The organism is Bacillus sp. FSL W8-0102 (assembly GCF_038007225.1).
Lineage (GTDB): Bacteria > Bacillota > Bacilli > Bacillales > DSM-4216 > Bacillus_O > Bacillus_O smithii.
In genome coordinates this window covers 70,034-84,807 of record NZ_JBBOWT010000001.1, presented here as the reverse complement: position 1 = coordinate 84,807, position 14,774 = coordinate 70,034, and the positions used below count along the sequence as shown (strand labels likewise).

The window sequence follows — 14,774 nt, the reverse complement described above, 5'->3', positions numbered from 1 at the left end:
AATTACAATAATTACCATGTAAAAGAGACAAACAGGGTACCCCTTATGCCACGTGGAGCTGTTTTTTCACGGTATCAATGGGAATATTTTGTTTCGCTGCACGGTAAATGAACTCCACGAGGCTATGTCCTTTTCTCTTGCGCAGAAGATCGAGCCCATCAGAAAAATCGCTGTTCGACTCGAACATGCTGTACACGTAAGCAAGCTGCACCAAGATCCAGTAGCGTTTCACCGCCCGACGTCCGCGAACGCGGTATCCATCGAGTTTCAGCTGGTCTTTCGCTTGACGGAAAAAACATTCGATCGACCAACGCTGGGCATAGTAGCGCAAGATCTCTTCATCGCTTAGATCCCGGTCGGTGCTCAAGACGCAGTGAAGATGTTCCGATGTCATCGGCTGATCGGCTTTCCAAGCGAGCAGCACCACGGCATCATCGAGACCTTTGAGAGAGCCTTCGTAGCGATAAACCCGATAACGCTCTTCTCCCACCGTGACGAGGTGAGTGTCTTTCGGTTCGATGTAGCGGGCAAACTCCCTCACCTGAACCGCAATGCCTTTTGGATAAAGAAGCCGATTGGCCTTGAGCATTGCGATTACGTGGAATCCCTTTTTCAGACAAGCTTCCACGAGCGTTTGCGATGGATACCAAGAGTCCATCAGCACATAAACAGGACGGTGTACATCCAAAGAAGAAAGCATCTCGATCGCGAGTTCCCCCTTGCTTTTCCCAGCCGCCTTGTCGTAGAGGCGGAACGCAAAGGGAAAAGCCTGGGTCATCGTATGAACCATGAGCCAAACGAGAGAATGTCCCCAGATCGACTTTTTCTCTGTGTGAGAATAGTGCCAATCACACCCTTGAATGGCGTGCGTTGCCTGTGACGAAGGCTTGGTTTTTTGGCAAATCGTATCATCGATCGAAACAAAAAGGGGTTGATTCTCCTGTTTGGCGATGCGTTCGACACGACGAAGCATCCACTGTTGAAGTTTGCGAAGCAGCGTCTCTTCATCCCAAGGGCTTTTCGTGAAAAAATGGCTGAGTGTCGTGCGGTGGTTCGGATGAAAGCTCCAATGATGAAGATCGGTCAATGTTCCCGCAAATCCTTTGGTGGTCAGCGCATCCACGATATGAACGAGATGCTTCATGACAGGTTTTGAAAAATAAAGTGCCAACCCCAACATCGTGAAAAACTTGTGGATTCCTTGATGATGTGCTAATCTATTCATGAGACATGAACCTCCTTGTGAATAGTTTTGGTGACACATCTATTCTAATCAAGGAATCGGGTTCATGTCTCTTTTTTTGTTTGGTTGTAAATTTATGTTAGCGAATTTGCTCATCTATAGAATATAAATTAAAATATCATCATTCTCATTTTCGTTTTGTTTTTCAAAGATCGATTTCCTAAGACCCGGGATCCATAAAACTTTCCCTTTGGAATCGGCCACAATTGGCCAATGATCACGATAAGAACGCGGTACTTTCAAATCAATAAAAACCTTTTTCACCTTTTTGAATCCGTCCATCCCTTTTAATGCGATGCGGTCGCCCGGTTTTCGCGTACGGATAATCAACGGCATTGCGACTGCTTCTCGATTCAGGCAAAATTGGTCATCTTTTGATGGGAATTTGTCCGCGTTCTTCCTTTTTGTCAGGATCAATTGGTCACCGTTCGGAAGGACAACTTTTCCTTCCGTTTTTAATTCATATGAATATTCTTTTGTTTCATCCTTTATGAAACCGAAAAAACATTCCTGATACTGCCGAATCACTTTCAATCCTTCCGGAAGATCAAGGCTTCCAGAGGGGTGGTGATGTTGGATCAATTGCAAAATTTGACGAATATGTACATTTGTAAATGGGGTTTTTTTCTTATAAAGATAGTTTAATATTAGATGAATCCCTCTTCTTTGTAAAGACAAAGGCATTTTTTGAAACTCTTCAATATCCAAGGAAATTCCGTCGTTTTTGTGCGTCCATATGTTTTCCATTCTTTCATAGGTCAATTTTAGCAAAAAACGTTCATCGTCCAGCATTTCCTCACTAAATGTTTGAAAATGTTCATGAACTTTCGGATTTTCTGTTTTCAAAAAAGGAAGCACTTCGAGACGAAAACGATTGCGTGTATATGCGCCTTTCGAATTGCTGGGGTCGATTCGAGGATTCAGTCTGTAAAAATCACAGTAGGCTAAAATCTCCTCTTTCGTTATGCCTAACAACGGACGGATGATCCATCCATTGTGGAAAGGCCTCAAATAAGGAATCCCTGCCCTTCCTTTCCCGGATGTTCCTCTTGTCAACCGCATTAAGATCGTTTCTACCTGGTCATCCCCATGATGCGCAAGCGCCAATTTATTAGCCGCAAACTGGGTCATTGCCTGTTGAAAAACTTGATAACGCACCATTCTAGCGGTTTCTTGAAGCCCTGTTCCATTGTCTCGAATGATCTCACTAACGTTGATCCGCTTGGATAAGCACGGAATATGAAATTCTTTACAAAATTCTTCAACAAACAGAAGTTCTTCATACGACTCCTGCCCGCGAAACATGTGGTCAAGGTGAACGGCAAACAGATCGATCCCATAAAAATCTCGTTTTCTCGCCAAATAGTGCAACAAAGATAAAGAATCCGGCCCACCTGATACCCCGACGACTATTTTATCGCCCTTATTAATCAATTGATGTTTCTTAATAAACTGTCTGACCTTTTCTTCATACTCAAGCATCGCAATTCGTCCTTTATCTTGAAAGCAGGTGAAAGGTTTCACCATGTGGGATATTCGGAATAGACCATTTTTCTGTTATACAATAAAGCGCTCGCTAAATAAGCATGAACGTGGTGAATGTAAAAACAGCAATGCAGTTCCTATTAGACACTTTTGTCGACTTAAAAACAAATAAGGCTTAGGCCTTTTTTCCGTAAAATAGCATTCCTCCGAAATCTCCTCACTAGATAAAGCCATAAAGCACCTGTTCAAGTTTATCTTTTATTTACTTATAATAGTATCATTTAACTTTATTGATCACAAAAATGTTTATATTTTGAATAAACATTTTCAAATTCGAATGTATGATACATGATTTAGATCAACTGGAAAAACAAGTAGACTAAATAAAGGAAGGACAAACTCACGATGATCAAAAAAGTTTCAAGCAGCTTCCTGTTCTTTTTCTTTTTATGGATGGCTTTTCTGGACGGAAGCGGTTTTGCCGCGGCCTTCGCTGCCGAATTGGCCAGATGTTCATTTTTTTCAGACTTTTTCTGATTAGCTGGTGAAGATAGTGCTAACAGCAGTTCTTTTCTCATTTCTTTAGCGGAAGAATAATGCCCGTTGACAGCTTTCAGCAATACGGGTTTCATCAACTGTAATTCCGGTCTTTTCATCATCATCTGCACAATTTCCGCTTGACCGTTTACCCGCTTCTCAAATTTTTTTAAATAAGTAAGATTTAAAGCAATCATAGCCACCGAAAAAAGGTCATATGACGGTTCAGCTCTTCTATTCCCCATTCCCCAATAGCCTCTGTCGAAAAATTCCGTAAACTCTTTGATCGCCCTTCCTTGGATGGTTGCCCCACCCACATCTATACAACGAATGCGATAAGGAGGACCGGCAACAATTAAATTTTCAGGCTTTAAATCACCAAATACCCATCCTTGTTCATGCAGCGATTCTAAATCTCTTAACAATTGACTGAGCAAAACCCCAATCCAAGAAGGCCCTTTTTGCTTAATAAAATCAAGAAGATTAGGCCCTTGAATATACTCCATTACATAAAAAGGGATGGCAGACCCTTTTATGATCCAATCATCAACATCTAATAAAGAAGGCCCCAGGGAAGACCCTTGGACCCTTCGAAAAGCCTTTAGAACATTTACCTCCGATGTGATGGACATGCTGTTTTTGCTCATTTTTAAAGCCGCATACCCATTTTCATTTTGAACTAGATAAACCGTTCCGTTTGCACCATATCCAAGTTCTTTTAACAGAACATACATTTTTTGATTCCATTTTCCCTTAATGACTGTACCTTTTGGAAAATTAAACGGATTCTTCAAAGAATTCATCATCACTTGACAGCAAACTCCTTGCCGAACGTTTTTTCATAAATTGTCCTAATGCTTCCCGAATAGCAGGACCAGTTGGAGTCATTCCACTCGGGGTCAGTTTTGAAAAGATGCTGGTGAGCGATTCCATCTTAGGAGTCCAATCCAGAATTCTTTCAACTTCTCTTTGTTTCCCGGGAAATATATAGACAGAAAACAAGTTATTTCCCATTCTTGCATTCATGCTTAAAGAAAGATCCAAAAGAGCTTCCTTCACGATCGGCAATTTCTCTTTCATGCTTGCGCTAGTATCTACCAATATCAATACTTCTAAATTAGCCTTTTCACCAAGGTCTTCTACCACTTCCATTACCTCTCCGCGTTTTTCGGGGGGAAGTTCTTCCATTGAAATATCCCTGTTCAAAATTTGTTTTAATTCTTGATTTACCAATCCTTGCAAAGTTTGCGTCATCGCTTGACGCGTCACCATTTGAACGGTTTGCGATAACTGAGCTGCATATACAATTTGGCTGACCCCGCCGCCCGATTTGGCAATTCCCTCAATTTCTTTCATTCCCTTATCATCCATCGCATCGTTCGTTAGCACTCCAATGACATTGACGGTTATCCCTTGCTCGTTTGAAAGAGCCGCCATGGCAATAGGATCTTCTCCATAATTGGAACAGCCGTCTGTAATCAGCAAAATTTGCCGCAGCGTACCTGTTTTCATAAGGTCCCCTCCAATCTTGCACTATCGTTACCATTTTTTCCAATCGGAGGGGCGATTATACATTTCAAGAAAAAGTCATGAAGCATTCTTCTTCTTTTTCAATTTTGTTACCGGAATGGCGGCCCATTTTGGTATATTATGCTCAATCTTTGTAACGACGACTGTCATATCGTCTTCTATGCCGCCTCCCCCTGCACGAATGACTTTTTCCATAATTAAATCCGCTATTTCTTGAGGATCATTTGTTTCAATTTCTCCAATTTTTCTTTTCATCCACAAATCATGATTTTCAACATGCTTCGCTCCTTCAAAAACGCCGTCGCTCATCATAATGAGCAAATCTCCTGCTTTCAGCTGTTCCGAAACGATATCTACATCCACCTCCCGTAAGATGCCCATAGGCAAATTGCCTGCTTCGATTTTTATAATTTTGCTTCCCCTTTTAATAAAACTTGGAGATGATCCAATTTTCAGAAATTTAGCTGTTGCGTTTTGCAAATCAATAATCGACAAATCCAACGTCGAAAAAATTTCATCCGTCGTTCTTAAAGACAAAACAGAATTAATAGACTTGATCGCCACCTTTTCATCAATGCCGGATTGGAGAATTTTTTGCAAAAGATTTAACGTTTCATTGCTTTCATGATGGGCCCTTACGCCATTTCCCATACCGTCGCTGATGGCAACGGCATATTTTCCAACCCCTAAGTCGATCGTTGAATAGCAGTCTCCTGAAACCAAGCCTCCCCCCTTGGCCGCAAAGGCGACTCCTGTTTCTACAACAAATGCTTTTGCCGAACGAAAAGTCGCATAACAATAGCCTCCCGGGAATCCAGTATATTCTTCATTTTGCACCAAAATCGTTTCTCCTAAAATATCCGAAAGCATGGGTGCTACCAATTTTTCGCATTCACCGTGACCGCCCGCATAAGGAAAGACCATATCTATATCTACATTTCCTTTTTGGAGGCTGTAAATATCAATCTTTTCCACCTCCAGTCCAAAGGATTGCAGAGCTTCATGTATTTGCTCTTCTTGGTTATGGTGATTTTCACGCTCTTTCTGGATCTCTTTCGCAAAATCGTCCATCACCTTAGAAACGCCCAAGAGTTGATCGGCAACAAGCTTTCGGCTTTCCTGAACTTGCTGTTTTAACTTTTGATTCGCCTGAAGATGAGTGAGCTCCTGCTGAATCACTTCTTGAACCCGTTTAGCCCGGACACAATGCTTTTCCATTTCTCTTGCTACAGAGCCGGACAGCGTTCCTTCCTCCAAATCCAACGTAGCCTCCCTCATTAATTCGTACGTTTTATGAAAATTTTTGGTCCAGCACTGTTCTTTTTTAAAGCATGTCTGACAAGTCTTTTCCGTTACATTGCCCAGAAAATAATCCAACTCGCGCTCTTCAGATGTTTCTTCATGAAGCCGTCCGGACTGGGCAAAGCTTTTGGATAGAGCCTGAAAGACAGAAGAAAATTGCTCCACTCGATTCGCCGTTACATCACGGATCTTTTTCAAATACTGCTGCTGGTGATGGGAATGTTCCGGAGTGCCGGGAATATGCTTCGCGACTCGTTCTGTTAAATTTCTGGGCGTTAAAAAGAGCAGCATAATAGCAGCCAGTGTTTCATAAAGAGTGGGCATTAAAGAAACATTTTCTTCCCCGTACATCCCTATCAACAACGTAGCCACCAGCATTCCGGCTGCAGCACCGAATTTTTTCCCTTCTTTCAAAAGACCGCCTAGCAATCCGCCAAAAGCCAATAAACTCATTTGATAGAAGCTCGAAACGTTAGCTAGGCTAAAAATTAACCCGGTCACGACTCCTACGGTCGATCCTACAGTGGCACCGGCAACATATGCGAATAGCAGCACCAAATAACGTGAAAAGATATGTTCAACGGATAATCCATATAATCTCCAACCGATGGTTCCTGTCAAAATGGATGCTAATAAAATGATAAGACTGACAATTTCTTCTGTTTTTAATGAAGTTTTTCGTTTATGAATGGATAATAAGGGGATGCTTTGCATAAAAATTAAAGTAAGGATAAAGGTCAAGCCCGCCTCAATCAGTGCCATAAGACCATCATAGAGGCTTAACGTTTGCTGCTGATTGACGTAGGTAAAAGCCAGTTTAACTGTTATAGTAGTAAAAAACACAAAGAACGGCAATGCATTTAACTCTTCTTTACGAAATTGTCTAGACAGCCGAAAAGCGATTAAAAACAAAGAGATGACGGCAAAGGTGTAGACTAAGTTTCCTATCGATAAAGTTAAAGCACCCGATAACAGTCCAATAAAAACGATCGGTGCCCGGTCTCTTCGAATCATGAAAACAGACGCAAAAAATGGCAATGCAAACGGCGTTAAATGGGATAAAATGAGAGCCCTTCCTAACAGAAAACCTATTAAAAACAACATCATTCCTTTTTGTTGAAGAGCCAATTCCAGTTTAAACAGAAATCTTTTAAACCTCCTTGTCACTTCCAATTTCGTTTCTTCCAGATTGACGTTTCCTACCGGCTCCATTACGTTTTGCTCTACTCTTTCCATCAAATAATCCTCCCCAACTCGTATTATTGAAGACATTATAAAGGGGACAAGCATAAAACTTTGTCAAAATGACCAGTTCCCGTTCAAGAAAAGTTCGACTATTTTCAGCCTAATCTTCAAAAAGGAAACAAATTGATCACGCAGAGAGGTGCTGCAGAGCAAAACCAGTGAATAAACTTCAAAGGAATTGTAAAAACATCACCCTTTTTCCCTTACGATAGGATTAATTTATCTGTTCCGTAAAATGATTGTCGGAAAAAAAGATGATCTTCGCGCCAGCTGAAAGGGATCCATCTCGATGCCTCATTTTTTTGACAAGGAAAAACAAAAAGCCGCCATTCCACCTCTTGACATTTTTTGATGTTGCCATTAATATATTCATTGTGTTTCAAATCACATACTTTGGCGGCGTAGCTCAGCTGGCTAGAGCGTACGGTTCATACCCGTGAGGTCGGGGGTTCGATTCCCTCCGCCGCTATCGATCGATTAAGTAAAAAAAGCCAAAGAGGGATTGATCTCTTTGGCTTTTTGTATATAAAAAGCGATGCTTTCATATTAAAGCGTTAAATAAATCGTATTTTTCTATTCAAAATAGGGATCCAGTCCTTTTTCAAACTTTTTTCCATTCTTATTTAGAACGGGTCTCTTCAATTGTTTGAAAAAAGGATCTGACTTTGAAAACCGTATGTCACCGAAACGACACAAAGTTCATTCTTCCAAAGATTCAACAACAGCACGTAAAATGCCTCATCATAAAATGAAGCTGATTACCCCGTTATGGAAAAATAGGTTTACTTATAAGAACAAAAAAATTGTTACGGCCCCTGCTTGAAATAGACAGCAAGTTAGCCTCTTCTTGCCCCCCTGCCTCCACGACGGGATTCGGTATGACGTTTTAAAGAAGACAGGCGATCTTCACTTTCTTTTAAAAAGCGGGCCATCTTCTGTTCGAAACTTTCTTTGGAACGATGATCATTTCCTTTGTTGTGCCGCTGTGGACGCTGGTTTCCATGATGATTATGGCTTGAATGTTGGGGCTGATCTTTTGCTTTGCGGATCGATAACCCTATTTTTCCGTCATTCTCAACGTTGAGCACTTTTACTTCTACTTGATCACCGACATTTAAATGATCGTGGATATCCTTTACATAATTATCGGCAACCTCGCTAATGTGCACCAACCCCGTGGAGCCATCAGGCAATTCAACAAACGCTCCAAAATTCGTGATGCCTGTTACTTTTCCTTGTAACTTGCTGCCTACTTCAATTGACATAAAAAAATTGTTCCTCCTTAAAAAATATCAAGCTTATCTTATATTATATATCGGAAAAAAGGAGTGTCAATAAGACTACTCCACATCCTTTTCTTTCTTTTTCTCCTTAGGAAGATAAAAAATAATCTCACCTTTATCCGACAAAAAATATTTTTCGCGGGCTAGCTTGGCAACATAGTCGTCATCCTTTAATTTTGCCAATTCTTCTTTCAGTAAAACCTGTTTTTTTTCAAGTTTGGCCAACGAATGTTCCAATTGTGCTTTTTGCCGCTGTTTTTCTTCCAAACGGGAAGTTTGAGATATAAGTGTCGAAACTAAAAGGATGGTGATGATTAAGAATAAGGAGGAAAAAGCAATCAATCTTCTGTATAGTTTCTTTTTTCGTTGCTGCATCAAATATTGTTTCTTTTCTTCGTTTTCCATATATGTGTTTCTAATGGAAGTGATTCCCTTTATGTTTCGAACCGCCATTCCAAACCTCCCTTTCCAGTATTTACTTCTTTTTGCGTACTCCGTCCAACAGTTTAGTAATAGTATTCTTTATTTTTCCATAAGTTCCTTTTAAACGTGCCAAGAACTTATCGACGAATATTTTAAACGATTCCGGCAATAACTTCCAAAATCCTTTAAGAATCCAATGAAACGGTAATGCAACGCCTTTTAAAAGCCAAAACAATACTTTCCATATGGCAAGCGTTAACATCAATATTGATTTTCCCATTATTATTATAGCAGTTTGAGTAAACAAAAAAATATACTTTACTGGAATATAAATGAAATTGTAAAGAGTTTTTAACATTAATTTGTAAACAGCTGCTACAAAGGCTATGACGCTTTCCAATATGGCTAAAAATCCTCTTTTCAAAAGGGCCTGATAAGCGGCAAAACCGCATAATAAAGCAAGAAAAATATAAAATCGCATTTCCCCATAATTCACAAGAAATAAAATGTAAAAAATAAGAAGTCCTTCCACGGCCCAAAAAAGCACATCGTGAAAAAAGACGATCCACCTATTCCGCTTGCTTCTTTTTAGAAATCGGTTGTACGTATCAAACGATGCACCAAAAAAGCTTCCCATTGCAATCATGGCAAGCATAGTATAAAACTGAGTTGTCAAGCTCATCGAAACAACTTGCTAAAGAACCCTTTAGCTTTCTCCCCATGCTGATCATCCAAATAAATAAGGTCATATACCCTCCCTTTGATCGATACAATTCCTTGATCGACATCCAAATTTTTCATCTGAAGATTTTCACCTCGAATAGACAAAAAACCCATGACTGTTTCAAGCAAAAACTCCTCATTATCAAAACTTTCTACTTGCTTTACGCCTGTGATATCAAGCAGTTTTCTGCCCCTCATAATGACATCGTGTTCTTGATATGATCCATTATTTTTAGACTCTTGAAATTGCGCCATAGTTTCTCCCCCGCTTCCTTTCATCGCTTTTTAAAAGGCTTTGTCCGTCATCGTCTTGGTCATTTGTATTTGTTTTTTAGGCTGAACCAACTGATAAACCAAAGGGATCTACTTATAAACGGAAGCCTTGAAAAAGTACATGCTTTGTAACAATACATATGCACGCAAGAGAAGAAATAGAACAAGCCTGTTTTTTATGGAAGGAATGGTTTTCGTGGAGCGTTGACAATCGAGAATTTCACTTGATTTCCGCGGACGGTCCGCAATACTCCCGTACCTCGCTGGGAGAGCTGGATTGGTACAATCGAATTCGGGCTGATTGCCATCACCCACAATCTTCTGAAACAAGTGAAGGAAAAGAACCGCCTGCTTCAGAAAGAAAGCCTCCCAAAAGAAAAACCCGTCGAGATAAATGGATATATCTCGGCGGGTCTTCTTGTTAAAAAGGGGCTTTGGAGAAAGCCTCAGTTCATTCTTCTATTTTTTCTTCGGACAATACGGAATAGAGACTCGCTGCGTCTTCTTTCCGAGTAGATTCCTGAAGACTTTCAACACGAACCTTTATGATTTTTTGTCCAAGACGGATGGTCAATTCGTCTCCTGCCTTTACATTCGTGCTCGCTTTTGCTTGCTGTCCGTTCACGAATACCCTGCCTTGATCCGCAACTTCTTTTGCTAACGTTCTTCTTTTAATAATGCGCGAAACCTTTAAAAATTTATCCAACCGCATCGTTTCCATTGCTTCTCCCCCTTTTTAAAGAGTGTTTTCACATTTGATGGTTTGTTATAAAAGATTTGCTATTTTCAAAGTCCTTTTTCTTTTGCCTCATTCCAAAAACGGTCAAGTTCCGTTAAGGAGAAATCTTGGAAAGATTGACCGCTTTCCTTCACTTTCTGTTCCACATAAGAAAACCGCCTAATAAATTTATCATTTGCTTGAGCAAGGGCTTCTTCCGGATGAATGGAGAAAAAGCGCGCTGTATTGATTAATGCAAATAACACATCCCCCAATTCATCCACTTGTTTCTTTTTGTCGCCGCTTTTGACTTCATCTAAAAATTCCCGCCATTCTTCTTCCACTTTTTGAGCTGCTTCGTCCGCTTTCTCCCAATCAAAGCCTGTTTTTGCTGCTTTCTTTTGAATTTCGTACGCTCTAATAACGGCCGGAAGTCCTTTTTCGATTTCATCTAAAATACCGACGCCTTTAGCGTTTCTGCCCTTTTCCCTCTGTTTAAAGGCTTCCCAGTTTTTCACAACCTCTTCCGCCGTTTTAGCGGTTTCATCTCCGAATACGTGTGGATGCCGATGCACCATCTTTCGGGATATGGATTCCAGCACATCTTCTATCGAAAACAAACCTTCGTCCTCGCCGATTTGAGAATGAAGCATCACTTGAAGAAGAACATCTCCCAACTCTTCAATCATATTATCAATGTCATCGTGATCAATGGCGGATAAAAGTTCATAACATTCTTCTATTAAGTATTTTTTTAACGACTGATGAGTCTGCTTTTTATCCCAAGGACAACCATTTGGTCCCCGCAATATGCGAATGATTTCCCTCAATGAAGAAAATTCGCGGTAAACAAAGTCATCCTTCACCTGCGGTACATAAATGGAGGTTAGGTTGTTGACGGAAGAAATTTCATGATCCAATTGGTAAAGAGGGACTTTCGCTATTTTTTCCTCGCTCGATCCTGCCGCCTGAACGATATAAATCGGATAGTCGTCCGGGTATTTTTCCATTAGTGTCAGCTTCACATCGGATGCTACGAAAGAATCGTACACCTGCCCGATGATAATATGCCCGCGGACATGTATATCGTCTCTATGCAGATCAGTCCCGTCCAAAAATTGAAATCCTTCTACAGGATCGATTTTCAGAGCAGCAAACAACGAATCCAAAAAGCTTTGCCCGCCGCCGATCACCACATCCACATCCGCATCTTTTCCTCTTTCAAGCAAAAGCTGGACTGTTTTTTCAGCCACAAGGGGATGCCCTGGAACAGCATATAGAATATCTTCCTCTTTTGCTTTGTTCAACAAACGCTCGACTATTTCTTCGTACACTTGTTCAAATTGGTCGTGTTGTTCGTAAACAGAATCAAAACTGATAAACGAAACACCTTCTTCCTCCAGCTGTCGGACGACAGGATGCTCCTTTGTCCGCAAAAAGACGAAAGACTCTTTTTTCAACCGTTTATAGACTCCTAATGGGAGCTGGTCTATATCACCTGCTCCCAATCCAACAATCGTTATTTTATAAGCCATTATACATTTCTCCCATTCAGTTTTTCACTTATTTGAACCAATTTCCTGCCAAACGGAAACAAAACCAATTCTTCTTTGGAGAATATCTTCATTTTTAAGATAAGCACTAGAAAAACAGTGCCGCCTAGAAAAACACCACCGACTGCTTCCAGCGCCGCTTGCAGACGGGTGCCGGAAAAATCCAAGCATCGGAAAAGAAACGACCATACTTGTAAAAGAACAGTCATAGCTGCCGCCGCTAGAAGACTTTGACCAACGGATGACCATGTCAGCACTTGAATGCGCATTAATGTTTTGATTTTCAAAAACAAAATCAAGGATGTCAACAGCAATGAAAGAACCGTGGAAAAAGCTGCTCCCACTGCTCCACACATATGGACAAGATATAAGTTCCCGACAAATTTAACGACAAGACCGATGAAAAGAACGATAGCAGGAAAATACGGCGATCCTACCCCTTGCAAAATTCCCGAAAAGGTAAGCGCCATCGAGCTAAGCAATATGCCGGCGCTAAAAAACGCCAAAATATTGGACCCAAATCCATTCTCAAACAGCATGATATTGGTTGGAACAAGAATATTTAACAACCCAACCATGGCAGCAAGGCCTATGACAAAACTGATTTTTACGGCAATGCGAACGCTCTTGTGAACAGACTCATAATCGCTTTCTTGATAGCTGGCGCTAATAAGCGGCACAAGCGTCAATGAAAAAGAGGTTGCGACCACCGTTCCCAATTGCAAAAGCGGCTGCCCTCGGTCATAGACGCCTTTCGCAACTTTTGCAGCCGATTTCGATATCCCTGAATCAACTAGCGACGAATATAAACTTAAAGCATCCACAAATTGAAAGAGAACCAGCATCATGCTAGATAAGCAAATCGCAACGCCTTCCAGCACTAAAGTTTGGATCAACCGTCTTTCCATTTCGCCAAATGAAAAGCGGTGAACATAAAAAATGGACTCTCTCCGATGCTTTAAGAAAAAAATCAACACGATAGAGGAAGCCAGTCCACCCATAATCGATCCAAAAAGGACAGCCCCGCCGACCGTATACAAATTACTGCCTAAATGGATAAACCAATAGGAAAAGCCTAATATCGCCCCAACTCTTATCAATTGCTCAGTCACTTGGGAAACGGCAGTCGGCACCATATCGCCTTTTCCTTGGAAAAGTCCTCTTGCAACGGATAAAAACGGCATCAGCAAAAAGGATAGTGAAATGATTTGAATGAGCCTTGCCAATTTTAGATCGCCCATTACCGCTGCGATCGTTTTTGCTTGAAAATAAAGTGCTAAAAACAATAGCACTCCAAGCAGCGACAAAAATACAAAAGAAGCAGTTAATATTCTGCTTTTGTCCTTTTCTTCTCCTTGCGCTATCAATTTTGAAACGGCCACAGGAAAACCATAAGTAGAAAAGGCAACCGCAATTCCATAAATCGGATATACTTGTTGATATATGTAAAAGCCTACATCCCCGACAATGTTTTGAAAAGGAATTCTATAAACTGCACTGAGCACTTTGACAGCAAGTGCTGCAACGGTCAGCGTTAGCGCTCCTTTCATAAATATCTGTGATGATTGCTTCGACAAAAGAACGCCGCCTTTCTTCCATATAATAAGCATCTATAGTCGAATGTATTATATCAAAATGAGAGGTTTGCAGAATACCAATAATTCTCTTTTCTTTTTATCTAAAGCAAAAGCGGCGTTCCTGATTCACGATGTGTAAAATTCGTATGTTTTCTCCTGCTTATGAAAAAAGAACAGCTTTTTCAAGCTGCTCTTCCCGTTCTTATTGTTCCATTTGCCGTGCAAGAAATCCTGAAGCAGTTTCCGCGGCTTTTTTCTCCACTTCGCCTATCGTTCGATCAGTGGAAAAGACAATAACGGCTCCAATTGGATCGCCATTAGCGATAATTGGGGCAATGGTGTATGATTGAACCGTTTCTTCGTGGCCATCAACAAAAGAGACCTCACCTTGGTTTGTTTGGATCACCGACTGTCGTTCTTCCATAGCGTTTTCAATCAAATCACTAATGTTTTTATTTAAATATTCTTTTTTCGACACCCCGGCCACAGAAATTACTGCGTCCCTGTCACAAATGAGGATCGAACATCCTAGGCTGTCATATAATGCTTCTCCGTATTCTTTAGCAAAATCACCCAATTCACTTATCGGGGAATATTTTTTTAATATGACTTCACCATCCCGGTCCACAAAAATTTCAAGCGGGTCTCCTTCGCGGATTCTAAGAGTTCTGCGAATTTCTTTCGGAATGACTACACGTCCTAAATCATCAATACGACGAACAATACCTGTTGCTTTCATCTTTGCTGCCTCGCTTTCATCAGATGATATTTTGGCAATCCATTATTTGCTTGCCAGTTTTACAATCATTCTTTTTGTTGATGTTAGTATCTAACAACTTAGAAGTTCTATTCACTTTCAGTGAGAATTTTCTATTGAAAAAA

Annotated in this window: 13 protein-coding genes and 1 tRNA gene; 1 reads left to right on the top strand and 13 read right to left on the bottom strand. The window is 40.7% G+C overall.

Translation table 11 applies throughout. The annotated features are described in order from the left end of the window. Positions 1-43: 43 nt before the first annotated feature. The 5 genes from N1I87_RS00395 to spoIIE form a co-directional block, all read right to left on the bottom strand. Positions 44-1,225, bottom strand: coding sequence for an IS701 family transposase (locus N1I87_RS00395; protein ID WP_040037972.1), 1,182 nt, complete (start codon positions 1,223-1,225; stop codon positions 44-46). A 114-nt stretch (positions 1,226-1,339) separates the two neighbouring features. Then, a complete protein-coding gene (gene tilS, locus N1I87_RS00390; RefSeq protein ID WP_341100184.1) occupies positions 1,340-2,725 on the bottom strand; it encodes a tRNA lysidine(34) synthetase TilS in 1,386 nt (461 codons plus the stop codon). Positions 2,726-3,081: 356 nt separating this feature from the next. Next, the gene (locus tag N1I87_RS00385) at positions 3,082-4,074 is read right to left on the bottom strand and encodes a protein kinase domain-containing protein (RefSeq protein ID WP_341100182.1); all 993 of its coding nucleotides are present in this window, start codon (positions 4,072-4,074) and stop codon (positions 3,082-3,084) included. Beyond that, the gene (locus N1I87_RS00380; RefSeq protein ID WP_003352295.1) at positions 4,043-4,777 is read right to left on the bottom strand and encodes a VWA domain-containing protein; all 735 of its coding nucleotides are present in this window, start codon (positions 4,775-4,777) and stop codon (positions 4,043-4,045) included. The genes N1I87_RS00385 and N1I87_RS00380 overlap by 32 nt, the downstream gene beginning before the upstream one ends. A 75-nt stretch (positions 4,778-4,852) precedes the next feature. Beyond that, positions 4,853-7,333 (bottom strand): stage II sporulation protein E, encoded by a 2,481-nt coding sequence (gene spoIIE, locus N1I87_RS00375; protein WP_341100179.1) that lies wholly within the window; start codon positions 7,331-7,333, stop codon positions 4,853-4,855. A gap of 404 nt (positions 7,334-7,737) precedes the next feature. Here spoIIE and N1I87_RS00370 point away from each other — a divergent pair. After that, a tRNA-Met gene (locus tag N1I87_RS00370) sits at positions 7,738-7,811 on the top strand. Between the two features lie 367 nt (positions 7,812-8,178). Here the strand turns inward: N1I87_RS00370 and N1I87_RS00365 are convergent. The 8 genes from N1I87_RS00365 to spoVT form a co-directional block, all read right to left on the bottom strand. Continuing rightward, positions 8,179-8,607 (bottom strand): S1 domain-containing RNA-binding protein, encoded by a 429-nt coding sequence (locus N1I87_RS00365; RefSeq protein ID WP_003352297.1) that lies wholly within the window; start codon positions 8,605-8,607, stop codon positions 8,179-8,181. A gap of 75 nt (positions 8,608-8,682) precedes the next feature. Beyond that, positions 8,683-9,078 carry an FtsB family cell division protein gene (locus tag N1I87_RS00360; RefSeq protein ID WP_341100176.1) on the bottom strand — a complete coding sequence of 132 codons (396 nt, stop codon included), beginning with the start codon at positions 9,076-9,078 and terminating at the stop codon, positions 8,683-8,685. Between the two features lie 22 nt (positions 9,079-9,100). After that, positions 9,101-9,730 (bottom strand): spore cortex biosynthesis protein YabQ, encoded by a 630-nt coding sequence (gene yabQ, locus N1I87_RS00355; protein ID WP_341100175.1) that lies wholly within the window; start codon positions 9,728-9,730, stop codon positions 9,101-9,103. After that, the gene (yabP, locus tag N1I87_RS00350; RefSeq protein WP_003352300.1) at positions 9,727-10,026 is read right to left on the bottom strand and encodes a sporulation protein YabP; all 300 of its coding nucleotides are present in this window, start codon (positions 10,024-10,026) and stop codon (positions 9,727-9,729) included. The genes yabQ and yabP overlap by 4 nt, the downstream gene beginning before the upstream one ends. A 469-nt stretch (positions 10,027-10,495) precedes the next feature. Beyond that, positions 10,496-10,756: an RNA-binding S4 domain-containing protein gene (locus N1I87_RS00345; RefSeq protein WP_040340798.1), complete on the bottom strand. Its 261-nt coding sequence runs from the start codon at positions 10,754-10,756 to the stop codon at positions 10,496-10,498. A 74-nt stretch (positions 10,757-10,830) separates the two neighbouring features. Beyond that, positions 10,831-12,297, bottom strand: a complete 1,467-nt coding sequence (gene mazG, locus N1I87_RS00340) for a nucleoside triphosphate pyrophosphohydrolase (protein WP_341100173.1) — start codon at positions 12,295-12,297, stop codon at positions 10,831-10,833. After that, positions 12,297-13,892, bottom strand: a complete 1,596-nt coding sequence (locus N1I87_RS00335; protein WP_270583674.1) for a putative polysaccharide biosynthesis protein — start codon at positions 13,890-13,892, stop codon at positions 12,297-12,299. Before N1I87_RS00335 ends, mazG begins: the two co-directional genes overlap by 1 nt. A gap of 202 nt (positions 13,893-14,094) precedes the next feature. Then, entirely contained in the window at positions 14,095-14,631 is a 537-nt protein-coding gene (gene spoVT, locus N1I87_RS00330; RefSeq protein WP_003352305.1) for a stage V sporulation protein T, read from the bottom strand. Between the last annotated feature and the right edge of the window lie 143 nt (positions 14,632-14,774).